Here is a 23543-nt window from a genome sequence, read left to right as displayed (position 1 = left end):
GGTGGTGGCCGATCCGTGGCCGAACTGGTGAGCGATCCGTGCTCGTGTGGCGCTATCGGTGCCCGTCGCGCGCCGCGTTAGCCCTCGCCCCGAACGGGGGTGGCCGGTGCGCGTCCGTCCGATGCAGAACGACATCCTCGTTGTCGTACGACGACCACCTCGTCGCACCTTGCGCCCGCCCGGTGTTGCACGCGCGGGCGGGCGACACCATCGATGTCGAACGACGTCGAGCATGTCGTTCCGGGTCGAGCGCGCGACGGGTCAGGCGGAGGCGTCGAGGTACACCGCGCGACGCGGCTCGCGCGTCGCGTCGACGGCCCGCAGGGCACCGAGGTGCTCGAGCGTGGCCCGTCGGTCCGACTCCAGTTCCGCGATGCGGTCCCGCTGCGCGGCGAGCAGCCGGGAGGCACGCCCCACCAGGTCGCGCGGCACCGGACCCAGCCCGGCCGGCTCCGACCACCCCACCACGGCCGTGGGGTCGGCCGCCTGCCGGGCGGCGTCGTGCTCCAGGGAGTCGAGCAGGGCCTCCCAGGCGGGGCGGTGGTCGACCGGCTCAGGCGACGGTGTCGGCTCAGGCGACACCGAGGGCTCCGCCCGTCGCCTGCTGGCGTGCCGGCGTCGCCGGGAGCGACGCCGCGGCGTCGTGCCATGACTGCCGCAGCGGTTCGAGGATCCGGATGCAGTCCCGCGTGGCCTGGACGTCTCGGTGCACGTTCGCGGTGATGAGGGACGTCGACGCGTAGTTGTAGACGGCGAGCAGGCCCTCACCCCCGTCCCAGACGTCGATCCGGAGCGTCGACGACAGCTCGCCGACGATCGCCTGGGCGTGCAGGAGCTGTTCGCGGGCGGCGTCCCAGTCGGCGCCGGTCTGTGCGGCCTCGGCACGGTGCAGGTCGAGCAGCAGCCGGTCGTAGAGCATCGTGACGAGCTGCGCCGGGGTGGCCGACAGGACGGCTTCGTTCGTGTACTGGGCGCGACGCTGGTCGGTCACGGTGCGGGGCTGCGCAGCCTGCCGGAAGGCGGCGGCCTGGAAGTCGAAGGTCATGGTGATCCCGTCAGCTCGTCGTCGACGCGAGCTGGCTGGCGAGCCAGCTCGACTGGGACTGGAGCTTGCTGAGGCTGGTCTCGAGCGACGAGTACAGCGTCTGGAGCGATGCGCGGCGCATCGTGAGTCGGTCAGTCCAGCTGTCGATCTGGGTGTTGAGGTCCTTGGCGACCGCCTGCTGGCCGGTGATCGCCGTGGTGAGGGACCCGTCGTACTTGTCGGACGCCGCCGTCGCGGCGGCACCGACGTTCGTGGCGACGCCGGAGAGCATCGCCTGCGTGCCCTCCGGGTCGGTGGCGAGGGCCTTCTGGAAGACGTCGGCGTCGAAGGTGAAGCTGCCGTCCTTGGTGATCGTGATGCCGATCGACGACGGCGACTTGCCGCCGACGGGCGCCGACATGGTGCTGCCCAGGCGCTGCACGGCGTCGCGTGAGGTCCCGTCGCCCATCAGGACGCCGGCGGTGGTGATCGTGGCGCCGCTGGTCGCGCTCGTGGTGCTCGTGACCGCCGTGTTCGTCTTGTAGTAGGACGTGATCGCGTTCATCGCGTCGACGAGTCCGGAGGCCACGGCCTGGGCCTTCGTGGTGTCCTGCGCGACGCCGACCGTGACCGGGTCCGTCGACGCCTTCGACACGGTGACGCTGAGCCCGGGCACCAGGTCGGTGAAGGTGTTCGTCGCGCTCGTGATCGTCTGCTCGGCGGCGGTGCCGGCCCACAGCGTGACGCTGGCGTCCTTCGCCTGGGCGACGACCGCGGCGCCGACCTCGGTCAGCACGTTCGTCGCGGTGCCGGCGGCGACCTGGTCGGCGGTCCCCCGGTACACCTCGAAGCCGCCAGCGGCGCCGGTCTTGGTGGACGTGAGCTGCAGCCGGTAGAGCTTGGTGCCGTCGGCAGCGGCGCCCGCGGCGACCTTCGTGGCGGTGACGCCTGCCCCGGACTTGTTGATCGCCGAGACGGTGTCGTCGAGGGAGCCCGACGACGGCGTGACGGTGGTCTTCGTGCCGTCCGCGCCCACCAGGGTGATCGGCTCGGCGGCGGCCGACCACGTCGACATCGCGGCGGTCACCCCGACCTGCGCGGAAGCGGTCGCACCGACGGTGAACGTCAGCGACCCGGCGCTCGCGTTCGTGCCGGTCACGGCGGTGACGCCCGACGACGAGCTCGTGGCGGTGAACAGGTCGAGCGAGGTCGCCTTCGCGGCGTCCTTCGCCTTCGTCGCGAGGGCCTGCACCAACCCGTTGATCGTCTGCAGTGACGAGATGAACGAGTTGGTGCTCGTGAGCTTGTTCTTGAGCAGGGTCTGCGGCACGCCCTCGACGCTCATCAACGAGTTGATGAGGTCGGTCGTCTTGAGCCCGCTGACGAGCCCGTCGATCGCGAGGCTGGTGCTCGAGGACACGGACGATGACATCGTCGACACTCCCTGGCGTCGTGGGGATGGTCAGGAGGGCGACGCCGCCTCCCGGGAAGCCTGAACGATCCCGGAAGGCGGCGTCGTGGGTGCTAGCGCAGGAGCGAGAGCACGCCCTGCGTGCTCTGGTTCGCCTGCGCGAGCATCGACGTGCCGGCCTGGCTGAGGATGTTGTCGCGCGTGTACTTGACCATCTCCTCGGCCATGTCGACGTCGGTGATGCGCGAGCCGGCAGCGGTGAGGTTCTCCTTGGCCACGTTCGTCACGTTGATGGCGTGGTCGAAGCGGTTCTGGACAGCACCGATGCTCGAACGTGCCGAGGACACGTACTTGATCTGCTCGTCGATCGCGGTGATCGCGGCCTGAGCGTTCGTCGCGCTGTCGAAGGTGAGGGCGCCGACCGCGGTCGACACGGACTCCACGTTCGCCTTCGACAGGTCGACGTCGATCTGGCTCGCTGCGTCGCCGTTGGCGCCGACCTGGAACTTCAGGACGCCTGCGGTGCCGGCGGAGCCGTCGAGCAGGTTGATGCCGTTGAAGTTGGTCGACTCCGAGATGCGGGTGAGCTCCTTGGTGAGCTCGCCGACCTCGGTCGTGATCGCCTTGCGCGAGTCCTCGTTGTTCGAGTCGTTACCGGCCTGGACGGCCAGGTCGCGCATGCGCTGGAGGATCGAGTGGGTCTCGGTGAGGCCACCTTCAGCGGTCTGCACGACGGAGATGCCGTCCTGCGCGTTGCGGGCGGCGACCGTGAGGCCACCGACCTGGGACTTCAGCCCCTCGGAGATCGACAGACCGGCAGCGTCGTCGGCAGCACGGTTGATGCGGAGACCCGACGAGAGCTTCTCGAGGGACTTCGACAGGTCGTTCTGCGTCGCGTTGAGGTTCCGGTACGTGTTGAGTGCCGAGAGGTTGGTGTTGATGGACATACCCATGGTGGTTTCCTCCGTGAATTCTGGGTCGTACTACAGCCCGTCCGTGGGCTGACGTGGATGACTCTCGACCGGGTGCCGGGAGTCGTTAGGGAATCGACGGAAATGACCGTCGACGGTTCAGCTCGCCGCCACGACGACCGGCGCGGTCGCGTCGTGGACGGCACGCGCGACGCCGGCGGTGGCGTTCGACGCGACACGTGCGAGGTAGGCGCTCCGGCGGGCCGCCGTGGTGCGCGAGGCGGGTTCGGCGACCGCGCCGCCGTCCCCGTAGTGCGCGGCCAGGCCGTCGCGGAGCAGGCGCATCGCCTCCGAGCGCTGCTGCGACACGGCGGAGTGCGTGATGCCGAGCTCCGCGGCGACGTCGGTCACCGAGCGGTCCCCGAAGTAGACCGCCTCGACGACGAAGCGCATCCGCTCGGGCAGCGCCTCGACGGCTGCACGCAGGTAGCGGCGCTTCTCGGCCTCGAGCAGGTCGTCGCCCGGCAACGGCAGGTCGGCGGCGACGAGGTCGTGCACGGTCTCGTCGAGGGGCGCGACGATGCGGGCCGCGTCGCTCATGGCGTCCGAGGCGGTCTGCCGGTCCACGCCCATCGCGTCCGCGATCTCCTGCACGCCGACGCTCCGGCCGAGTCGGGCGGACAGGGCCTCCTGCGTGGCGAGGGTCTCACGGATGCGCTTCCGGGTGCCGCGCGACGCCCAGTCGGCGGAGCGCATGTCGTCGGCGAGGGCACCGGCGATCCGGGTCCGGGCGTAGGCGCCGAAGGGGACGCCGAGGGTGGGGTCGAACGCGTCGGCAGCGGCGACGAGTGCGAGCGAGCCGACGGCGGCGAGGTCGTCGCGGTCCAGGTGCGTGGCACGGGAGCGGACGTCGGCGACGATGTAGCCCACGAGCGGGAGGTGCTCCACGATCATCGCGTTGCGTGCGGTGCGGTCCATGCTGATCCCCTGATCGACCTGAGGTGACTGTCCTGACTCACCCGTCCGTGGGCACGGCGAACGCCGGCCTCGGATGGCCGGTGCGTACGCCGAAGACCCGCCCGGTTCCCTCCGAGCGGCGCACCCCGCGCCTCGTTCGCGCGGTTCGAGGTCGCCCTCGTGGTGCGTTCCGAATGTATCGGCTGGCAATGCGCTGTACGGGGGTCGATCAGTCCCCAGTGCGGGGGTGTTCCCGGTGTTTCGGGGTCGGCATTTGTGGGGACACCGGGTCGGGAACGGTCGTTCTCGTCCCCCATCGGGGGTCACTGGTCCACGGCGGGACGCTGTCCGTTCCACGCACTCGGCCTCGGGCCTTACGGGCGGTGCCACAGCGTCGATAGGTCTCGGTGTCCGCCGGAAGGTGGACCGGAAGACCCGAACACCCGACGACGACCCACACGGGAGGAGCTGATGAGCGTGAACGACCTGTCCGCCGTGCTCTGGCGCGAACGCGAACTGCTCGAGCTGCTCACCTTCAAGCTCGAGGAGGAGCAGCTGCTGCTCACCGCGGGCCGCTCCCGATGGGTGTCGCACGCCAGCCGCGAGGTCGAGCAGGTCCTCGAACGACTCCGCAGCACCGGCCTCGAACGCGCCGCGTCGAGTGCCGAGGTCGCCGAGGAGTGGGGCGTCCCCGCCGACGCACCCCTGCGCGAGGTCGTCGCCGCCGCACCGAACGGACCGTGGGGTGAGATCCTCGCCGCGCACCTGACCGCGATGGTCGAACTGACCACCCAGATCGGCGCCCTGCGCGACGAGAACGACCGCTTCCTGCGCACCGCCGCCCAGGCCACCGAGGAGACCCTCGCCGGCACCGTGACGAACGCCGCGACCTACGACGCCTCGGGCACCTCCGGCGCCGGCTCCGACGGCGCCCGCCTGTTCGAGGGGACCCTGTAACCCCGTGGTCAGCACCTTCGGCTCCCTCGCCACCGCGTACTCCGGACTCGCCGCGGCCCGCGCCGGCATCGACGTCACCGGCCAGAACATCGCGAACGCCGGCACCGCCGGGTACACGCGGCAGCGCGTCACGCAGAACTCGATCCCGGCGACCCAGACCGGTTTCATGCGGGGCACCGCCGCCCTCGCCGGGCAGGGCGTCTCGGTCGACGGCATCGCCCGGCTGGCATCGCTGACGCTCGACGTCGGCGTCCGGGTCGCCGCTGGTTCCTCCGCCTACGCCGACGCCCGCGCGACGGCCCTGTCCGCCCTCGAGACCGGCCTGCACGAGCCCGGCAAGGACGGCCTGAGCGCCAAGCTCGACGCCTTCTGGTCGTCGTGGAGCGAACTCGCCAGCCACCCGGACGACCCGGGTGCCGCCAGTGCCGTCCTCGGAGCCGCCGGCACCGTCGCCGCGGCCCTGGCCTCCGGCTCCAAGGCGGTCGACGCGCAGTGGTCCTCGGTCCGGGGCACCGTGGCCGGCCAGGTGACGCAGCTGAACGACGCCGCGAAGCAGGTGGCCGACCTCAACGGGCGGATCCGCACCGCGCTGGCCTCCGGCGGCACCGCCAACGAACTCCTCGACCAGCGCGACCAGCTCACCGAGCAGATCGCGACGCTCGCCGGCGGGACGACCCGCACCAACGCGGACGGCACGGTCGACGTGCTGCTCGGCGGGAACCCGCTCGTCCAGGGCACCGACGCCCGCGCCGTCGCCCTCGGCGGTGGCGAACGCCTCGCCGACGGCGCGGCGGTCACCCTCACCTGGACCTCCGGCAGCGCCGGCGCGGTGTCCCTCAGCGGTGGGTCGATCGGCGGCGCCCTCGCCGTCCTCGCCCCGGCGGACGGGAACGGTACGGGCGGTGCGCTCGCGCAGGCCGCCGCGTCGTACGACGCCGTCGCGACCCAGCTCGCGACCACGGTCAACGCCGTGCACGCCACCGGCACGACCCCGGCCGGCACCACCGGTACCGCCTTCTTCGCCCTCGCGGCGGGTGTCCCCGCAGCACAGGGCCTGTCGGTCGTCCCGACGGACGGCAGCGGTCTCGCGACGCGGAACGCGGCGGGGCAGCTCGACGACTCGTTCGCCGACGCGCTCTCGCGACTCGGCACGGGCCCCGGTGCTGCCGACACGACCTGGGCGACGTTCGTGGCGGGGGTGGGCACCGCCTCCCGGTCGGCCGCCACAGAGTCGACGCTCACCGGACTCGCCCTGACCAACGCGCGCACCCAGCAGCAGTCGAGTGCGGGCGTCGACCTCGACGAGGAGAACGTGAACCTGCTGAGCTACCAGCACGCGTACCAGGGCGCGGCACGCGTCCTGACCGCCGTCGACGAGATGCTCGACACCATCATCAACCGAGTCGGACTCGTCGGGAGGGGCTGATCGTGATCACCCGGGTGACCACCCAGATGTCGATGGCCGCGGCCTCGGCCCGCCTGCAGACCGGTGCGGCGCGCGTGGCGCAGCTCACCGAGCAGGCCACCACGCTGCAGGCGATCCAGAAGCCGTCCGACGACCCGGTCGGCACCGCGTCGTCGATGCAGGTGCGCAAGGAGCAGGCCGCCGCGGCGCAGTACACGCGCAACGCGAACGACGCCGTGGCCTGGCTGGCGACCACCGACAGCGCCCTGTCGAGCGTCTACTCCGTGCTCAACAGCGTGCGCGACCTGACCGTGCAGGCGGCGAACTCCGGCACCATGAGCGACACCGACCGCGACGCCTTCATCACGCAGTTCCGGTCGCTGCAGTCCGACCTCGAGGCACGGGCCAACACGACCTACGGCACCCGGTCGGTCTTCGCCGGTGCCTCGACCGCTGCCGCCGCGTACGACCCGGCGACCGGGTGGGCAGCGTCCGGCACGGACGTCACCCGCCGGATCGGTGACGGTACGACCGTGCGCGTCGACACCGCAGGGGCCGACGTGTTCGGCACCGGGGCGTCGTCGGTGTTCGGCGTGCTCGACTCCATCGTCAGCGACCTGCAGAACGGGGTGAACGTGAACGCGCGGATCAACGACGTGGACGGTGCCCTCGGGGCCGTCCGCGGCGCCCAGGCCGACGTCGGTGTCCGGCACGCCACCGCCCTCGCCGCCCAGGACTCGCTGAAGACCGCGTCCGTCGCGCTCGAGAACCGCCGCGCCGGCATCGAGGACGTCGACCTCGCCAAGGCCGTCCTCGACCTGCAGGTGCAGCAGACCAACTACCAGGCAGCCCTCGCCGTCACCGCGAAGGTCCTGCAGCCGACCCTGATGGACTACCTCCGATGAGCATCTCCCTGACCTTCGCCGTCCCGCCGTTCGGCCTGTCCCCCGCGCCCGTGTTCACGCTGACCCCGGTGGACGGCGCCGAGGGCCTGTTCACCCTCGTCGGGGGTTCCTCGCGCATGTTCGTGCTCGACGCCGCGGTGCACCTGCCGTCGTACTCCCCCGAGCTCACCGACGAGCAGGCCGCCGGGCTCGAGCTCACCGACCCCGCCGACGCCATGCTGCTCGTGGTGGCGAACCCCGGCGCGTCCGGCACGACCGTCAACCTGCTCGCACCCATCGTCGTGAACGCCCGGACCGCCGTGGGCGCCCAGCTCATCCTGGAGGACCAGGACCTGCCGCTGCGGGCGGAGCTCGCGCGGGCGTAGGGGGGCGGGTCGGCCGGGTCGGCTCGGCAGCTCGGTCGACTCGGAACGACGTCCTCGATGTCGTACGACATCGAGTTCGTCGCACTTGCGCGCACGCAACAATTGCACGCGCGGCCCGGCGACAACATCGACGTCGTGCGACATCGCTGTTGTCGCACCTTGCACGGGCGTCGGTCCAGCTTCGAACACGCGTACGCCCTCGGCCCAGGGCACCGATCCCCGCAGGACCCTGTCACCGGTCGACCCCGAACGACGTCCTCGATGTCGTACGACTTCGAGTTCGTCGCACCTGCGCGCGCGCAACAGTTGTACGCGCGGCCCGGCGACAACATCGACGTCGAGTGACATCGCTGTTGTCGCACCGTGCGTTCGCCTCACCCCTCCACAGACTGGAGGCCCGGCTCGTTCTCCACAGATCGTCGCTCCGAACCGACGTGGTCGGCTCCCACCGCCGATCGTTGAGACATGAACGACCGAGTCCTGGCCATCCCCCTCATCCGCACCGGCGACCATCCGAGCGCCGAACGGCGTGCGCTCCAGCGTCGCGTGCACCGCGGCTCGCTTGCCGCGATCCGGCCCGGCGTGCTGGTCGATCCGTCGCTCGTACACGGGCTGCGGAGCGAAGACCGTCTGCTCCTGCTCGTCCGGGCGACGGTCCCGTCGGTCAGACTGCCGCGCGCGTTCTCGCACTCGTCCGCGGCAACCGTGCACGGACTGCCCTTCACGGCAGCGGCGCCCGACCGGGTCGAGGTCGTCGACCCTCGGTTGACCCGGCCGGAGACCACGGCGCTCGCCCGGGTCAGGCCGGGGCACGCGATCGACGACTCCGGCGGACGATGGACCGGGACTCCTCCGACCATGCCGATCGAGATCGACGGCTCGCCGGTGACGTCGTTGGTCCGGACGCTCGTCGATGTCTCTGCCACTGCACCGCTGGACCAGGCCGTACCGATGATCGACCAGGCGCTGCGCGAGCGACGGGTCCTGACGGAGATGCTCCGCGACGAACTCTCGGCCCACGAGCGGAAGGGGTCCGAGAAGGCAGGGACGGCGATCGGGATGGGATCGGCGCTGTCGGGGTCGCCGGCGGAGTCGGTGTGCCGGGTGCGCTTCCGGCAGGTCGGGGCGCCGGAGCCGGTGCAGCAGCGCGAGTTCCGACGGACCGGTGGCGGGGCGGCCGTCGTCGACTTCTGGTTCCCGGAGCAGGGCGTCGTGGTCGAGGTCGACGGCCGCGCGAAGTACGAGGACCCGACGATGCTCGAGGGGCGGAGCACCGCCGAGGCGCACTGGCGGGAGAAGCGTCGCGAGGACTTCGTCCGGTCGTTCCCCGAGGTGCGGTTCGTGGTCCGGCTGTCGTGGGCCGACCTGATGCAGCCCGACCGCGTGCGCGCCGCGCTCCGCCGGGCAGGGGTCCCGTGCCGGTGACGAGGCGACGACCGACACCCGGTCGTCCGCCGGCGTCAGCGGCTCGGCGCCTCCGGGTGGTGTGCACGCTGCCGTTCGACGACGAGCGGCGCACTCGGCGCGCTGCCGCCGACGACCACCTCGCCGACGCCGACCCGCGCTCCGTGCACCCGTCCGATCCCCTTGACCACCCCGGCACGTCGGTCCGGGTCGGCCTCGCGGTGGTCGCCGCCCGCTGCGAGCACGGCGTCCCGAACGGCGACCGCACCCAGCACCTGCGCCCCGGCACCGAGGACGGCGGGCCCTTCGACGAGGCATCCGCCGGACAGTCGAGCGCTGTCGCCGACGCGCACGTCCGACCCCGTCGCCGTGATCGTGACGGGACCGGGCCCCAGTTCTGCACCGGACCCGATGGTCACCCGGGCAGCGGTGGCGACGAGGGTGACCTGGCCCGGACCGAGCCGCGCGCCGGATGCGACGGTGATCGAGCCCCCGGCACGGGTCTCGAGCACGGTTCCCGGGTAGAGCACCGCCCCGGCTGCCAGGACCACGTCCGTACCGATGAGCACCGAGCCGGGATCGAGCACACGGACCTCGGGCAGCAGACCGAGCACCTCGGCGACCGTCAGGAACCCGGCGGCCCGCCGAGCGTCGTCCGCCGGATCCGGCGCGCCGTCGATGTCCATCCAGCGAGCCTCCCACATGCCCGGCGTACGGTGAGCGCATGGCCCGCTCCCCGAAGGACCAGGCGATCGTGCCGCTGCCGAACGCCCAGGTCTCCCCCATGCCCGACGACTCCCGGATCCCACAGGTGCAACAACCCGCCGGGTGGGTCAAGTTGCTCGACCGTGCCATCAGCGTCCAGCGCCCGGTGGTCGTCGCGCACGTCAACGCGATCCGCCGACGCAAGCCGGACGCCACCCCCGCCGAGGTCATCCAGATCCTCGAGCGGCAGTACCTCACCGCGGTCACCACCGGTGGCGCAGCGGTTGGTGCGAGTGCGGTGATCCCCGGCGTCGGGATGGTGGCAGCCCTCGGGCTGAGTGGTGCGGAGACGATCGGGTTCCTCGAGACGACCGCGCTGTTCGCTCAGTCGGTGACCGAGGTCCACGGCATCGCCCTGGACGACCCCGAACGGGCACGGACCCTGGTGATGGCGATGATCCTCGGCGCGCCGGGCACGCAGCTGATCAAGCAGCTCGGCGGGCAGATCGCCGGCGGCCAGGCACGCACGGCGTTCTGGGGCGAGATGGTGACCTCGTCGTTGCCGAAGCAGGTCGTGAACGGCCTCGGCGGACAGGTCCGCGACCAGTTCATCAAGCGGTTCGCGGTCCGTCAGGGGACCTCGGTGCTCGGCCGTGCACTGCCGTTCGGGATCGGCGCCGCCGTTGGCGGGCTCGGCAACCACGCGCTCGGGCGGAAGGTCATCCAGGCCTCGCGGACCGGGTTCGGGCCGCCGGCCGCGCACTTCCCGATCGTGCTCGAGCCGAAGTCGGGCAAGCAGCCGAAGTCGGACAAGCAGCCGAAGTCGGGAAAGCAGCCGAAGGCCGACAAGCAGTCCAGGGCCGACAAGAACCTGAAGACGGAGAACCAGCCCAAGCCGAAGGGCCTGGGCTGGCGCCGAGGATCCGCGAAGGACGAGGACCTCTGGTCGGAGACCCCCGAGCGCTGAACCGCTCGGCTCGGGAACCGGCACGGCCCGGTCAGAACGACCGAACCGGCGTCCTGACCACCTGCCCGGCGTGCGCGAACCCGCCGCCGAACCCGAACAGCAGCGCGGGGACGCCCTCGGGCAGGTCGCCGCGCGCCCAGGCCTTCGACAACCCAAGCGGCACACTGGCGGCCGAGGTGTTCCCGGACTCGACGACGTCGCGGATGACGAACTTCGACTCGCCGCCGAGTGCGGTGACGAGCGGCTCGATGATCCGCAGGTTCGCCTGGTGGAACGCGAAGACCTCGATGTCGTCCATCGTGAGCCCGGCGGCCTCGACGACCTTGCGGGCGTGTCCCTCGGCCTCGGTGATGGCCCAGCGGTAGATGGAGCGGCCCTCCTGGTTGAAGCGCCCGGGCGACCCCTCGACCCGCACCGCGTCGAGCAGGTGCGGCACGCTGCCCCACGACACGGGTCCGATCTCGGGGGTGTCGGTGGCGCCGAGCACGGCGGCCCCGGCTCCGTCGCCGACGAGCACGCACGTCGAGCGGTCGGTCCAGTCGGCGATGGCGGACAGGGTCTCGGACCCGATGACGAGCGCGACGTCAGTGGAACCGACGCGGATCGACTGGTCGGCGAGGGCGAGCGCGTACTCGAACCCGCTGCAGGCGGTGTTGATGTCGATGGGCGCGGGACCGTTCGTCATCCCGAGCGCCGCGGCGACCCGGCCTGCGGTGTACGGCGCGCGGTCCTGGTGCGTGGTGGACGCGACGATGACGAGTCCGACGGCCGAGGGCGAGACCCCGGCGTCGGCGAGGGCGTTGCGGCCCGCTTCGATCGCCATCGACGTGACGCTGTCGTCCGGTCCGGCGATGTGCCGGGTCTGGATGCCGGTCCGGGTGCGGATCCACTCGTCGTTGGTGTCGACCATGGTCGAGAGCTCGTCGTTGGTCAGGATGCGTTCGGGCTGGTGGTGACCGAACCCGAGGATCCGGCTGCCACGGAGTGCTGGGGTGTTCACCGACGTCACGGTACTCCTCCCCGGAGCACCGACATGCCCCCGGCGGCATGCAGGACCACACGACGCACGACCACGACCACGACCACGACGCCGCACGACGCACGACCACGACCACGACTCCGCACCGTGCAGAACCGGTACTCCCAGGGCCTGGCACGGTGCCCCTCGGAGCGCGTAGACCGGAGACATGGACTACACACACCTCGGACGGACAGGGCTGTCGGTTTCACGAGCAGTGCTCGGCACGATGAACTTCGGCCCGGAGACCACAGAGGACGACTCGCACGCCATCATGGACCGGGCCCACGAGCTCGGCGTCAACTTCTTCGACACCGCCAACGGCTACGGCGGCTCGGTGGGCAAGGGCGCCACCGAGGAGATCATCGGCCGCTGGTTCGCGAAGGGCGGCGGCCGCCGCGAGAAGACGGTCCTGGCGACCAAGGTCTACGGCGAGATGATCGACTGGCCGAACGGCGGCAAGCTTAGCGCGTTCAACATCCGCCAGTCGCTCGACGCCAGCCTGCAGCGGCTGCAGACGGACCACATCGACCTGTACCAGTTCCACCACGTCGACCGTGCGACGCCGTGGGACGAGATCTGGCAGGCGATCGACGTCGCCGTGCAGCAGGGCAAGGTCCTGTACGTCGGGTCGTCGAACTTCGCCGGCTGGCACATCACCCAGGCGCAGGAAGCCGCGAAGCGCCGCCACACCTTCGGCCTGGTGAGCGAGCAGTCGATCTACAACCTCGTCGTCCGCGACATCGAGCGCGAGGTCCTGCCCGCCGCCCGCGAGTACGGCCTCGGCGTCATCCCGTGGTCGCCCCTGCAGGGCGGCCTGCTCGGTGGCGTCATCGAGAAGGCCGAGAACGGTTCCCGCCGTCTGTCGGGTCGCAGCGCCGAGTACGTCGAGGGGCACCGTGACCAGCTTACGGCCTACGAGTCGTTCGCGAAGGAGCTCGGCCACACCCCGGGTGAGCTCGCCCTCGCGTGGCTCCTCCACCAGCCCGGCGTGACGGCGCCGATCACCGGCCCCCGCACGATGGAGCAGTGGGAGTCCGCGGTCCGCGCCGTCGACATCCGCCTGGACCAGCGTGCGCTGGACCGGCTCGACGAGATCTTCCCGGGTCACGAGACCTCGCCGGAGGACTACGCCTGGTGAGCTGACGGAACGGGCCGGAACCACGGTGCGCGTCGGAGGCGCACCGTGCCTCCCGTCCGCCGTTGCGGCCACTGCACGTGGCGAGCCGCAGGGGCCACGCACGCCCGTCAGAGTGACGCGATCTCCGCGTCCGTCAGTCCGGTCCAGCGCAGGTACGCGCCGACGCTCCCCCAGCGCGACTCGAGGTGCCGGACGACGGTCGTCATCGTCTCCGGCACGCACCGCTGGGCGACCGCGGTGGCCTCGGGGTCGGTGCTGACCGCACGTTCCGCGGCGAACCGGTCGGCGAGTCCGACAGCGCTGGCGGCGTAGTCGACGCCGACGGTCTCGAGCGACGCGCCCCAGAGTCGGGCGAGCAACCCGCTGACGACGCCGGTGCGGTCCTTGCCGGCCGAGCAGCAGACGAGCACGTCGCCGTCGGCCCGGGCGATGGCGCGGAACGCCGCGGCGATCCCGGTGCGGTGCCGTTCGAGCCAGTCGACGTACTGCTCGTCGAGCTGCACGGCCCGGGCGCCGGACTCGACGGTCGACGGGTCGAACAGCGGGACGAGCCGGTAGCCGTCGGTGGTCGCGAGCGGGTGCGGGACGCGGGCGGCCTCGTCGTCGCGGCGGAGGTCGACCACGGCGCTGAGGCCCGTCGGGTACGCGTCGGCACCGACGCGCTCGGTGTTCGCGCGGTACACGGTGCGGGCTCGGGCGTCCTACAGGCCCGGTCCCCCGACCTCGCGCAGGTTGGTGAGGGTCGACGTCGTCGTCATGCGACCACCCTGTCAGAAGACGAACGCCGGATGCCGGACGCCGGATGCCGGATGCCGGACCGCACGACGACGGGCCCCGCGCTTGCTGTGTGCGCGGGGCCCGTCGTCGTGCGGGTGGTGCTGGTGTCTGCCGGTTAGCGGACCGAGACCGGCGAGTCGTCGGTCTGCTCGTAGAGGACGTAGCCCTCTTCGCCGTGGACCGCGGTGTCGATACCGGCGACCTCGTCCTCGGTCTTGACGCGGAAGCCGATCGTCTTCTCGATGAGGAAGCCGATGACGAACGCCAGGACGAAGGAGTAGATGCCGACGGCCAGGGCCGCGGTGGCCTGCTTGCCGAGCTGCTCGAACGAACCGGAGTAGATCAGGCCGGTGTCGTTGGCGAAGAAGCCCAGGTACAGCGTGCCGACGATGCCGCCGACCAGGTGGACACCGACGACGTCGAGCGAGTCGTCGAAGCCGAGACGGTACTTCCAGTCGATCGCGAAGCAGCAGATGATGCCGGCGACGAAGCCGAGCAGGATGCCCCAGCCCGGGGTCAGGTTGGCACATGCCGGGGTGATCGCGACGAGACCGGTGACGGCACCCGAGGCGGCGCCGACCGAGGTGGCCTTGCCGTCCTTGAGCTTCTCGACGAGCAGCCAGCCGAGGATCGCTGCGGCCGGAGCGGCGAGGGTGTTGACCCAGGCGATCGCGGCGATGCCGTCAGCAGCGCCCTCGGAGCCGGCGTTGAAGCCGAACCAGCCGAACCACAGGATGGCGGCACCGAGCAGGACGAAGGGCGGGTTGTGCGGCTTGTGCGCACCCTTGGCGAAGCCGACGCGCTTGCCGAGGACGAGCGCCAGGGCGAGACCTGCTGCACCGGCGTTGATGTGCACCGCGGTGCCACCGGCGAAGTCGATGACGCCCCACGTGGCGGCCCAGCCCGAGGTCAGGTTGAAGACCCACGAGGCGACCGGGAAGTAGACGACGGTGACCCAGATGCCGGCGAAGACCATCCACGCGCCGAACTTGGCGCGGTCGGCGATCGCACCGGAGATGAGGGCGACCGTGATGATCGCGAACGTGGCCTGGAAGCCGACGAACGCCATCGACGGGTACGCCGCCTGGATGTTCGAGGACTGCGCCTCCTCGAAGGCCTGGCCGAGACCGATCTGGTTCCAGTCGATGCTGAAGAACCCGACCACACCGGAGACCGCCGTGCCGTCACCGTGGTTGGCGAAGGCGATCGCGTAGCCGTAGAGCACCCACAGGACGCTCACGAGTGCGATCGCACCGAACGACATCATCATCATGCTGATGACGGACTTGGCCTTCACCAAGCCGCCGTAGAAGAAGGCCAGGCCGGGTGTCATGAACAACACCAGCGCCGCCATGACCAACACGAACGTCGTGTTGCCCTGATCAAGCATCTGTTCACCTCTCGATTGCACGAACGGCTCTTGGACCGCCTCGGGTGTCACCGAGTCTGGCGATGCGAGGTTTCGCGAGGGAGCACGATGTGTTTCGCGGATGTAACGCGACGGCGCGGTTTGTAAACGTCGTGTTTCGCACGGCCCGAAGCCCCCTGGAAAGGGGGTGCACCGACCGGTCAGCGGACGGCGAGGGCGAGCGTCAGTCCTGGGCGCGCGTCAGCGCCACGACACGGCTGGCGGCACGCAGGTACTTCTTCCGGTACCCGCCGTCGAGCATCGCGTCGGGGTACACCTGGTCGAGCGGGGTGCCCGAGGCGACGATCCGGACCTGGGCGTCGTACAGCCGGTCGACCAGGGCGACCCAGCGCAGCGCGTCGGTCTGGTCGGTGAACGCCCGGACGTCGGTGAGCCCGACGGCGTCGAGACCCTCGACCAGCGCGACGTACTTCGAGGGGTGGACCGATCCGAGGTGCGCGACCACGGCTGAGAAGTCGTCGAGGGTGGCATCCCCGGACGGCAGGGCCGCGGCCACGTCGGACACCACGCCCGCGGACTCGTCGACCGCGCGGCGGCGGTAGTCGAGCCCGTCGATCCGCATGGTGTCGAACCGGTCGGACATCGCCTGGATCTCGCGCAGGAAGTCCTGGGCCGCGAACCGTCCCTCGCCGAGCGCGCCCGGAGGCGTGTTCGAGGTGGCGGCGAACCGGGTGCCGGTCTCGGTGAGCTCCTTGATCAGGCGCGTCATGACCATCGTGTCGCCCGGGTCGTCGAGCTCGAACTCGTCGATGCAGACCAGCGCGGTCCCCCGCAGCAGGTCCACCGTGCCCTGGAACCCGAGCGCGCCGACCAGGGCGGTGTACTCGATGAACGTGCCGAACGTCTTCCGCCCCGACGCCGCGTGGTACGCCGCGGCGAGCAGGTGGGTCTTGCCGACACCGAACCCGCCGTCCAGGTAGACACCGGACTTCGCGGCGGGCTCGACCGACTGCTTCCGGCGGCCGAACAGCCCGCGACGGGGTGCCTCGGTCGGACCCGCCGCGACGAACGCGGCAACGGCGTCGCGCACGTCGGCCTGCGAGGCGTAGTCCGGGTCCGGCCGGTACGAGTCGAACGAGGCGTCCGCGAACTGGGGCGGTGGCACGAGGGCCGCGGCCATCTGCTGCGGGGTCACCTGGGGGTCACGGTCGACGAGGTGCGCTGGCAATCGAGTGGGCCTTCCGGGAAGCAAGTCGTGCGGTGTCACGTTGCGGCTGGGGCACGGTACGTCCGCGTACCGTTGCCCACAGGCACCGACGACCGATCCTAGTCCGGTGCCGGATGACCACCTGGAGGTAGCCCACCATGACCGCACCGGTCGACCCGTCCGAGAAGTTCACCGCCTACGCCCACCCGGAGCGTCTCGTCTCCACGGAGTGGCTGCAGGAGCAACTGGACGCCCGCACCCCCGACCTGGTCGTCGTCGAGTCCGACGAGGACGTCCTGCTCTACGAGACGGGCCACATCCCCGGTGCCGTCAAGATCGACTGGCACACCGACCTCAACGACCCGGTCCAGCGCGACTACATCGACGGCGAGGCGTTCGCCGAGCTGCTCGGCAGCAAGGGCATCGGCCGCGAGACCACCGTCGTGGTCTACGGCGACAAGAACAATTGGTGGGCCGCCTACGCCCTCTGGGTGTTCTCGCTGTTCGGCCACGAGGACGTCCGCCTGCTCGACGGCGGCCGTGCGAAGTGGATCGCCGAGGACCGTGCCCTCACCACCGACGAGACCGTCGTCACCCCGGCCGAGTACCCGGTCGTCGACCGGATCGACACCGAGATCCGTGCCTACAAGGACGACGTGCTCGCCCACCTCGGCAAGCCCCTCATCGACGTGCGCAGCCCAGGCGAGTACGACGGTTCGCGCACCACCGCGCCCGACTACCCGGAAGAGGGCGCCCTGCGCGGCGGCCACGTCCCCACGGCGGTGAACATCCCGTGGGCCACGGCCGCCGCACCGGACGGCACCTTCAAGCCGCGCGCGGAACTCGACGCGATCTACCGCGAGGGCGCCGGCATCGGCGACGCGGACGAGGTCATCGCCTACTGCCGCATCGGCGAGCGGTCGAGCCACACCTGGTTCGTCCTGCAGCACCTGCTCGGCTACGACAGCGTCCGCAACTACGACGGTTCGTGGACCGAGTGGGGCAGCGCCGTGCGCGTCCCGATCGTGCAGGGTGCGGAGCCGGGTACAGTCCCGAACCGATGAACGACGCCACCCTCCCCGCCACCCTTGCCGAGATCCGCGACGACTTCCTCGCCCTGGGCCAGAAGGACCGCCTGCAGCTCCTGCTCGAGTTCTCGAACGAGCTGCCGGCCTTGCCCGAACGGCTGCAGGGGCACGAGGACGAACTCGAACGGGTCGAGGAGTGCCAGTCCCCCGTGTTCATCACGGTCACCGTGGGCGAGGACGGCGACGCACCCGACGTCGTCCGCATGCACGCCACCGCTCCGCGCGAGGCGCCGACCACGCGCGGCTTCGCCTCCATCCTGGCGCAGGGCCTGAGCGGACTGACGGCAGCGCAGGTGCTCGCCGTGCCCGCGGACTACCCGTTGACCATCGGCCTGTCCGAGGCGGTCAGCCCGCTGCGGATCCGCGGCATGGTGGGCATGCTCGGTCGCGTGCAGCGTCAGGTGCAGGCTGCGGTGTCGTAGACGCAACCGGAAGGTGGACGGGAGGCGCGGTGCCAGCTGGCACCGCGCCTCCCGGATGTTGATCACCGGCACATTTCCCGTTTGGTACTTCAGTACATCACATGCAACAGTGGTCGTCGACACCTTGGGGGGAATCGGCGATGGCGAAGATCCACGGCAACGATCCGACTGGCTACTCGTACAGCGCAGCTGATGCGCTGAAGTCCGCAGCGACCGCACTCGCATCGTCGCTCGGCGACCAGACCGGGCCCCGAGCTTCCCTGGTGACGACCGCGAGCACGCAGTTCCGGGGCTACTTCGCCGAGGTCTTCGCGGACAACGCGGACATCGGTGCACGCAGCGCCATGAAACTCGTTGAGTCGCTGCAAAGCCTTTCGATGTTCGTGCAGGAGCTCCGCGACGCAGCAAGAGACGAAGACGATCGTCGCGTCGATGCCAAGGCGTGGGAAGCCGACAAACGGGAGCGTGAGGAGAACTTCCTCGTCGGCGCCGGGTACGAGATCTCCAAGTGGCTCGGTCGGCAGGATGATCCCAAACCGCCGGAGCCAGAACCGGAACCGCAGCTCCGCGCCGAGCCGGTGAACGTCAAGGGGCGCGAGTTCCCTGCGGGCGGTGGGCCGGGCGGCAGCACGTCATCGGCCGTTCCCGCAGATCTCCGTTCCTTCCAGGCCGGGAGCCGCAGCTTGGACGCAGATCTCTCCGGTGCCGTCACGACCTTCCGGAACGCCCTGGGCGACTACGAGGCGGAGTGCAACCCGTGCTGGGGCATGCTGGATGCCCAGTCACTCCTGACCGCCGCCAACGACTGGCTCACCGCCAACGGGCACGACGCCGACTGGGCGGGCACCGTCGCAGCGCAGTTCGAGGCCGCCGGTGGTGGTGCCGGGCCCGCGACGCTGTCGGACGCGGCGATCGCGGCAGCCCTGTCCTCCGCGGGGATCGACGCCGGACGTGACGACTTCACCATCGGGCCGTTCTCGGCCATGGGAACACCCCCGACGAACGGGTTCGCCGACGACCCGGTCAACACCGCTACCGGCAACTTCCTCGAGCCCGAGACCGACCTGTCCTTCGCGGGACAGGCTGCGTCGCTCCGACTCACCCGCATGTACAACTCACTCGACGGCCGCGTCGGGGTGTTCGGACTCGGATGGTCCTCCATCCTCGACATCCGGCTCGAGATCAGTGACGAAGCCGCCTCGGTCGTGCTGGACGACGGCCGGCAGGTCGACTTCCCGCGGCAGGGGGACGGGTGGAGCCGCGGCGTCGGCGAGGACCTGTGGCTCCGGGCCGAGCAGGACTCGCTCGTCGTGCGGGACAACGCCGGCGGCCGGTGGGCGTTCACGCCGTCCGGACTGTGGCTGAGCAGTGCGCGTGGAGCGGGCACCGCCGTGACCGTGCGCCGCGACGAGCATGACCGGATCACCCGGCTCGCGCACGTGTTCGGGCGGTTCGTCGACATCGAGTACCGCGGCGACCGGGTGGCGTCGGTGAGGGCGTCGGACGGGCGACGCGTCGACTACCACTACGACGACGCCCGCCGACTGGTCCGGGCGACCGATGCCGTCGGCAGTCGTGGGTACCGCTGGAACGCGGACGGCCTGATCGACCGGGTGACCGCTGCGACGGCGGTCGTCGAGTGCGAGAACACCTACGACGACCGCGGCCGGGTCGTCGAGCAGCGCACACCGTTCGGTCGACGGGTCCGGTTCTCGTACCTGCCGGGTCGGGTCACCTCGGTCTCCGACATCGACGGGGAGCACGCGAACACCTGGATCGCCGACCGGAAGGGCCGCGTCGTCGGGATCATCGACACTGACGGGCAGCGCCAGTCGATGTCGTACGACCCGCACGGCAACCTCGTCTCGGTGACCGAGCGCGATGGTCAGGTGACCGTCCACGGGTACGACGAGCGGGGACGGCGCGTCCGGACCGTGACACCGGAGGGCGCCGACCTGATCTTCGGGTACGACGAGCAGGACCGCATGACCACGGTGGTCACCGCGAACGGCGGGGTCGTCGAGTACGAGTACGCGGGCGACGACCGGAACCCCTCCGTCGTCATCGACCCTGTCGGCGGTCGCACGCTGCTCGAGTGGCGGGACGGCCTGCTCGTGGGGACGACCGATCCGATGGGCGTCGTCGTCTCCTTCCACCACGATGCGTCCGGTGAGCTCATCGGGGTCGAGAACGCCGTCGGCGACACCGCGCAGTTGGTCCGCGACCCCGGAGGCCGGATCATCGAGGCGGTCACACCGCTCGGCAACCGGACCCGGTACCGCTACGACGCCGCCGGACTGCTCACCGCGCGTGAGGACCCGGACGGCGGGCTGTGGCGGTTCGAGCACGGCGACGGCGGTCGGGTCACGGCGACGATCGATGCGACCGGTGCCCGCACCGGGGTCACCTACGGCCAGCACGGCGAGATCGTGTCCACCACGGACCCGCTCGGTCGCGTCGTGACGAAGGACTTCGACGCCTTCGGCAACGTGTCGACGATGACCCTGCCCGACGGTGCCGAGTGGGCGTTCGTCCACGACGCGCTCTCGCGGCTCGAAGCCGTGGTCGACCCGGCCGGCGGCACCTGGAAGCGGGAGTACGACGCGGTCGGAGCCCTCGGTGCCACGGTCGACCCGACCGGTGTCCGCACCGAGGTGCGTCGCTCGCGCGCGGACGGCGTCTCCACGGTTCGCGACGCCTTCGACGCCGTTTCCGTGACGACCGACGAGTTCGGGCGTCCGACCCGGCTCGAGCACGCGGACACGTCCGCCGAACTCACGACGTACGACGCCTGCGGCCGCGCGGTCAAGCTCGTCGACGCGGACGGGGGCCTCACCCGGATCGAACGTGACCTCGCCGGACGCGTCGTCGCCGTCACCACCCCGGCGGGCCGAACCACCCGGTACGAGTACGACGCGTGCGGTCGCCCGGTCAGCGCGATCGACCCCGCCGGCGCACGCACCACGCTGACCTACGACGCCGATTCACGGGTCGTCGCGCGCACCCTGCCGACCGGCGAGGTCGCCCGGACCGAGTACGACCGCCAAGGTCGGGTCGTCCACGCCGACGTCCCCGGAGTCGGCACCGTCCGGTACCGGTACGACCGGGTCGGTCGCGTGGTCTCGGCGCGGGACACCCGCTTCGGCCAGCGGACCTTCCGGTACGACGCCGCCGGACAGCTCGTCGCCGCGGTGAACGGGCTCGGCGGCACCACCCGCTACGAGTACGACCAGCGTGGACGACTCGTCCGCACCGTCGATCCGCTGGGTGGCGTGACCATCCGGACGTACACGCAGCTCGACAAGGTGGCCTCGTCCACGGATCAGCTCGGGCGCACGACGACGGCGACCTACGACGCTGCCGGACGACAGCTCACCCAGACCGATCCGGACGGCACCGTGCTGCGGTGGGAGTACGACGCAGCCGGTCGGGAATCCGCGCAGTACGCCGACGACCGTCTGATCGGCCGCATCGACCGCGATGCGCGTGCTCGCACAGTGACGATCACCGACGAGACCCGTCCGCACTCCCCCACCGCCCACGTCCTCGAGTTCAGCCGGCTGGGGCAGCTCGTCCGACGCTCGACCGGCGCGCGCGAAACGCGGTGGACCCACGACGCCGACGGGCTCCGCACCTCGGTGCAGTCCCCCGACGGGTCCACGACACGGTACGAGCACGACGCCACCGGACGGGTCGTCCGGGTCGAGCACTCCGCATTCGGCGAGGCCCGGTACGAACACGACGAAGCCGGTCGGATGCTGCAGGCCCGGGCCGGCGACCAGTTGCAGACCTGGGAGTACGCGAACGGACACGTCGTCCGGCACGCGCGCATCGACTCGGACGGCACGCACCTCAGCACCATCGGGCGCGACGCCGACGGGCGCATCACCCGGGTCGACGGACCCGGCGGGAGCACCACCTACGAGCACGACGATGCCGCGCAGCTGGTGGCGTCCGTCCAGGACGGCAATCGCACGGGCTGGGTATACGACGCAGCGGGTCGCCTGGTCGAGGAACGAACGGACTCCGGGGCCCGACGGTTCACGTACGACGCCGCCGGACAGCTGACCAGGGTCGACGCCACGGACGGGGCGCCCGAGGTGGAGTACGCGTACGACGGCGCTGGTCGTCGGGTGGAGGCGCTCCGAGCCGACGGGGTGACGACCACGTACGGCTGGACCCCGCAGGGTCACCTCACCGCGGTGGCGGAGGCCACCGCGGCAGGCACCACCACGACCGACCTGCACGTCGACCCCCTCGGTGAACTCGCCGATGTCGACGGCGTCCCGATCGACTGGGACACCGCCGCGTTCGCGCCGACGCTCCTCGCTGTCGGCGACACCCCGGTCGTCCGCGCTGCCGGTGGTCTCACCGGGATGGGCGACGGGTGGGCAACCAGCGGTCGGCGCACCACGAGAGCAGCAGACGACGCCGACCCGTGGCAGACGCTCGTCGAACTCGGCGGCTCTGGCCTGCCCGGCGGGATCGCCCTCGGCGCCGACGGTTCGCTGCAGGTCGCCGGCCTCGAGTGGATGGGTGCCCGCGCCTACGACTCGTCGTCGCGCGGCTTCCTGTCCGTCGACCCGGTCGCCGCGCCCGCCGGAGCAGCCTGGGCGGGCAACCCCTACTCGTTCGCCGGCAACGATCCGCTGCACGCCATCGACCCGCTCGGTCTCGCGCCCGTCACCGACGCGGAACTGGAGGCCTACGCGGCGGCCGAACAGGGTCCCCTCACCCGTGCCGCGGCCGCCACCGGGGACTGGTTCGCGAACAACTGGGAGTACGTGGCCGGCGGGGCGATGGTCATCGCAGGCGGTGTTCTGCTCGCCACCGGCGTCGGTGGACCGCTCGGCATGGTGCTCGTCAGCGCCGGTGCCGACACCATCATCCAGAAGGCCACCACCGGCGAGGTCAATTGGGGACAGGTCGCCGTCAGTGGGGCCTTCGGTGCCGTCGGCGGTGGTGCCGGTGCCTTGCTCGGCAAGCACGTACTCGGGAACGCAGCCGAGGGTGCGATCGAGAACGCTGCGAACTACGCGGTCAGTGGGCAGCCAGTCACCCCTGCCGGTCTGCTCGGGAGTGCGGCCGAGGGTGCGGTGACGTCAGCGGCGTCCGGTGGCACACTGTCGAAGGTCCATCTTCCGACCGCGGTGAACAAGCTCGGCGACGACGTACCAACGCCTCCGGACGGACAGTGGTTTCCGAAGCGCCCACTCCCGAGTAGTCGTCACGGCGTACGCTTGCCTGAGTCGGAATATCCGCACACTCAACTCGGGTGGCGGTTCAAGAAGAACGCCCCTTCGCATCCTCAGGCCCGCGAGTTCGGAACCGACGGCCTTCTTCTTCGAGACATCGACTTCACCGATCACAACACACCGCATCTACATCCGAATCCACATTTCCACGAGTACAAACCAAGCGAGGCGGGCGGAGGCCGGAGCCGTGGCAGCGCACAACCCCTTGTGGAGTAGGAGCATACTGTCGTACCAGCTTCGATTGGATGCTCATCA

At 70.8% G+C, this 23543-nt stretch carries 21 protein-coding genes; 11 read left to right on the top strand and 10 right to left on the bottom strand.

Going from position 1 to position 23543, the window contains the following annotated elements; translation table 11 throughout:
* Positions 1-261: 261 nt before the first annotated feature.
* The 5 genes from ACXKZB_RS09615 to ACXKZB_RS09595 all read right to left on the bottom strand — a co-directional run bounded on the left by ACXKZB_RS09615 (position 262) and on the right by ACXKZB_RS09595 (position 4324).
* Positions 262-582, bottom strand: a complete 321-nt coding sequence (locus ACXKZB_RS09615) for a hypothetical protein (RefSeq protein WP_488822876.1) — start codon at positions 580-582, stop codon at positions 262-264.
* Positions 572-1045: a flagellar export chaperone FliS gene (locus ACXKZB_RS09610; protein ID WP_222661070.1), complete on the bottom strand. Its 474-nt coding sequence runs from the start codon at positions 1043-1045 to the stop codon at positions 572-574. Before ACXKZB_RS09610 ends, ACXKZB_RS09615 begins: the two co-directional genes overlap by 11 nt.
* A gap of 10 nt (positions 1046-1055) precedes the next feature.
* Positions 1056-2444, bottom strand: coding sequence for a flagellar filament capping protein FliD (gene fliD, locus ACXKZB_RS09605; protein ID WP_488822874.1), 1389 nt, complete (start codon positions 2442-2444; stop codon positions 1056-1058).
* Between the two features lie 104 nt (positions 2445-2548).
* On the bottom strand, positions 2549-3388 hold the full coding sequence (locus tag ACXKZB_RS09600; protein WP_222661066.1) for a flagellin N-terminal helical domain-containing protein: 840 nt from the start codon (positions 3386-3388) through the stop codon (positions 2549-2551).
* Between the two features lie 117 nt (positions 3389-3505).
* Complete coding sequence (locus ACXKZB_RS09595; RefSeq protein WP_488822871.1) at positions 3506-4324, bottom strand: sigma-70 family RNA polymerase sigma factor; 819 nt, start codon at positions 4322-4324, stop codon at positions 3506-3508.
* 450 nt (positions 4325-4774) lie between these two features.
* Here ACXKZB_RS09595 and ACXKZB_RS09590 point away from each other — a divergent pair, with 450 nt between their 5' ends.
* The 6 genes from ACXKZB_RS09590 to ACXKZB_RS09565 all read left to right on the top strand — a co-directional run bounded on the left by ACXKZB_RS09590 (position 4775) and on the right by ACXKZB_RS09565 (position 9360).
* Positions 4775-5260 (top strand): flagellar protein FlgN, encoded by a 486-nt coding sequence (locus ACXKZB_RS09590; protein ID WP_123312744.1) that lies wholly within the window; start codon positions 4775-4777, stop codon positions 5258-5260.
* A gap of 4 nt (positions 5261-5264) precedes the next feature.
* On the top strand, positions 5265-6686 hold the full coding sequence (gene flgK, locus ACXKZB_RS09585) for a flagellar hook-associated protein FlgK (protein ID WP_488822869.1): 1422 nt from the start codon (positions 5265-5267) through the stop codon (positions 6684-6686).
* A gap of 2 nt (positions 6687-6688) precedes the next feature.
* On the top strand, positions 6689-7570 hold the full coding sequence (flgL, locus tag ACXKZB_RS09580) for a flagellar hook-associated protein FlgL (protein ID WP_488822867.1): 882 nt from the start codon (positions 6689-6691) through the stop codon (positions 7568-7570).
* Positions 7567-7935: a flagellar assembly protein FliW gene (gene fliW, locus ACXKZB_RS09575; RefSeq protein ID WP_488822865.1), complete on the top strand. Its 369-nt coding sequence runs from the start codon at positions 7567-7569 to the stop codon at positions 7933-7935. The genes flgL and fliW overlap by 4 nt, the downstream gene beginning before the upstream one ends.
* Positions 7936-7992: 57 nt before the next feature.
* Complete coding sequence (locus ACXKZB_RS09570) at positions 7993-8280, top strand: hypothetical protein (RefSeq protein WP_488822863.1); 288 nt, start codon at positions 7993-7995, stop codon at positions 8278-8280.
* A gap of 120 nt (positions 8281-8400) precedes the next feature.
* Positions 8401-9360, top strand: a complete 960-nt coding sequence (locus tag ACXKZB_RS09565) for a hypothetical protein (protein ID WP_488822861.1) — start codon at positions 8401-8403, stop codon at positions 9358-9360.
* Between the two features lie 35 nt (positions 9361-9395).
* On the opposite strand, the gene ACXKZB_RS09560 is transcribed toward ACXKZB_RS09565, so the two are convergent.
* Positions 9396-10025, bottom strand: coding sequence for a hypothetical protein (locus ACXKZB_RS09560; protein ID WP_488822859.1), 630 nt, complete (start codon positions 10023-10025; stop codon positions 9396-9398).
* A 38-nt stretch (positions 10026-10063) separates the two neighbouring features.
* Between ACXKZB_RS09560 and ACXKZB_RS09555 the strand changes: the two genes are divergently transcribed.
* A complete protein-coding gene (locus tag ACXKZB_RS09555) occupies positions 10064-11011 on the top strand; it encodes a hypothetical protein (protein WP_488822857.1) in 948 nt (315 codons plus the stop codon).
* 31 nt (positions 11012-11042) lie between these two features.
* Here ACXKZB_RS09555 and ACXKZB_RS09550 read toward each other — a convergent pair whose 3' ends face one another.
* Positions 11043-12011 (bottom strand): beta-ketoacyl-ACP synthase III, encoded by a 969-nt coding sequence (locus tag ACXKZB_RS09550; RefSeq protein WP_488822855.1) that lies wholly within the window; start codon positions 12009-12011, stop codon positions 11043-11045.
* Between the two features lie 187 nt (positions 12012-12198).
* Between ACXKZB_RS09550 and ACXKZB_RS09545 the strand changes: the two genes are divergently transcribed.
* Positions 12199-13170: an aldo/keto reductase gene (locus ACXKZB_RS09545; protein ID WP_488822854.1), complete on the top strand. Its 972-nt coding sequence runs from the start codon at positions 12199-12201 to the stop codon at positions 13168-13170.
* 107 nt (positions 13171-13277) lie between these two features.
* Here ACXKZB_RS09545 and ACXKZB_RS09540 read toward each other — a convergent pair whose 3' ends face one another.
* The 3 genes from ACXKZB_RS09540 to zapE all read right to left on the bottom strand — a co-directional run bounded on the left by ACXKZB_RS09540 (position 13278) and on the right by zapE (position 16496).
* On the bottom strand, positions 13278-13853 hold the full coding sequence (locus ACXKZB_RS09540) for a tyrosine-protein phosphatase (RefSeq protein ID WP_488822853.1): 576 nt from the start codon (positions 13851-13853) through the stop codon (positions 13278-13280).
* A 209-nt stretch (positions 13854-14062) separates the two neighbouring features.
* Complete coding sequence (locus ACXKZB_RS09535; protein ID WP_111086361.1) at positions 14063-15337, bottom strand: ammonium transporter; 1275 nt, start codon at positions 15335-15337, stop codon at positions 14063-14065.
* A gap of 202 nt (positions 15338-15539) precedes the next feature.
* On the bottom strand, positions 15540-16496 hold the full coding sequence (zapE, locus tag ACXKZB_RS09530; protein WP_340197717.1) for a cell division protein ZapE: 957 nt from the start codon (positions 16494-16496) through the stop codon (positions 15540-15542).
* Positions 16497-16681: 185 nt separating this feature from the next.
* Here zapE and ACXKZB_RS09525 point away from each other — a divergent pair, with 185 nt between their 5' ends.
* The 3 genes from ACXKZB_RS09525 to ACXKZB_RS09515 all read left to right on the top strand — a co-directional run bounded on the left by ACXKZB_RS09525 (position 16682) and on the right by ACXKZB_RS09515 (position 23504).
* Positions 16682-17587, top strand: a complete 906-nt coding sequence (locus ACXKZB_RS09525) for a sulfurtransferase (RefSeq protein ID WP_123312752.1) — start codon at positions 16682-16684, stop codon at positions 17585-17587.
* Positions 17584-18033 carry a SufE family protein gene (locus tag ACXKZB_RS09520; protein ID WP_123312753.1) on the top strand — a complete coding sequence of 150 codons (450 nt, stop codon included), beginning with the start codon at positions 17584-17586 and terminating at the stop codon, positions 18031-18033. Before ACXKZB_RS09525 ends, ACXKZB_RS09520 begins: the two co-directional genes overlap by 4 nt.
* A 140-nt stretch (positions 18034-18173) precedes the next feature.
* Positions 18174-23504 (top strand): DUF6531 domain-containing protein, encoded by a 5331-nt coding sequence (locus tag ACXKZB_RS09515; protein WP_488822849.1) that lies wholly within the window; start codon positions 18174-18176, stop codon positions 23502-23504.
* Positions 23505-23543: the final 39 nt, after the last annotated feature.

The sequence above is a fragment of the Curtobacterium sp. ABR8 genome (assembly GCF_057812125.1).
Note: the sequence above shows the minus strand (reverse complement) of the source record. Positions and strands in the feature narration are given on the sequence as shown.

Bases quoted from the DNA above. Each gene is read 5' to 3' on its own strand.
- ACXKZB_RS09595 (WP_488822871.1), bottom strand. From the start codon at position 4,324: ATGGACCGCACCGCACGCAACGCGATGATCGTGGAGCACCTCCCGCTC.
- ACXKZB_RS09570 (WP_488822863.1), top strand. From the start codon at position 7,993: ATGTCGTACGACATCGAGTTCGTCGCACTTGCGCGCACGCAACAATTG.
- fliW (WP_488822865.1), top strand. From the start codon at position 7,567: ATGAGCATCTCCCTGACCTTCGCCGTCCCGCCGTTCGGCCTGTCCCCC.
- ACXKZB_RS09555 (WP_488822857.1), top strand. From the start codon at position 10,064: ATGGCCCGCTCCCCGAAGGACCAGGCGATCGTGCCGCTGCCGAACGCC.
- ACXKZB_RS09535 (WP_111086361.1), bottom strand. From the start codon at position 15,337: ATGCTTGATCAGGGCAACACGACGTTCGTGTTGGTCATGGCGGCGCTG.
- ACXKZB_RS09515 (WP_488822849.1), top strand. From the start codon at position 18,174: ATGGCGAAGATCCACGGCAACGATCCGACTGGCTACTCGTACAGCGCA.
- ACXKZB_RS09560 (WP_488822859.1), bottom strand. From the start codon at position 10,025: ATGGACATCGACGGCGCGCCGGATCCGGCGGACGACGCTCGGCGGGCC.
- ACXKZB_RS09600 (WP_222661066.1), bottom strand. From the start codon at position 3,388: ATGGGTATGTCCATCAACACCAACCTCTCGGCACTCAACACGTACCGG.
- ACXKZB_RS09590 (WP_123312744.1), top strand. From the start codon at position 4,775: ATGAGCGTGAACGACCTGTCCGCCGTGCTCTGGCGCGAACGCGAACTG.
- ACXKZB_RS09565 (WP_488822861.1), top strand. From the start codon at position 8,401: ATGAACGACCGAGTCCTGGCCATCCCCCTCATCCGCACCGGCGACCAT.
- ACXKZB_RS09610 (WP_222661070.1), bottom strand. From the start codon at position 1,045: ATGACCTTCGACTTCCAGGCCGCCGCCTTCCGGCAGGCTGCGCAGCCC.
- ACXKZB_RS09545 (WP_488822854.1), top strand. From the start codon at position 12,199: ATGGACTACACACACCTCGGACGGACAGGGCTGTCGGTTTCACGAGCA.
- zapE (WP_340197717.1), bottom strand. From the start codon at position 16,496: ATGGCCGCGGCCCTCGTGCCACCGCCCCAGTTCGCGGACGCCTCGTTC.
- ACXKZB_RS09520 (WP_123312753.1), top strand. From the start codon at position 17,584: ATGAACGACGCCACCCTCCCCGCCACCCTTGCCGAGATCCGCGACGAC.
- ACXKZB_RS09525 (WP_123312752.1), top strand. From the start codon at position 16,682: ATGACCGCACCGGTCGACCCGTCCGAGAAGTTCACCGCCTACGCCCAC.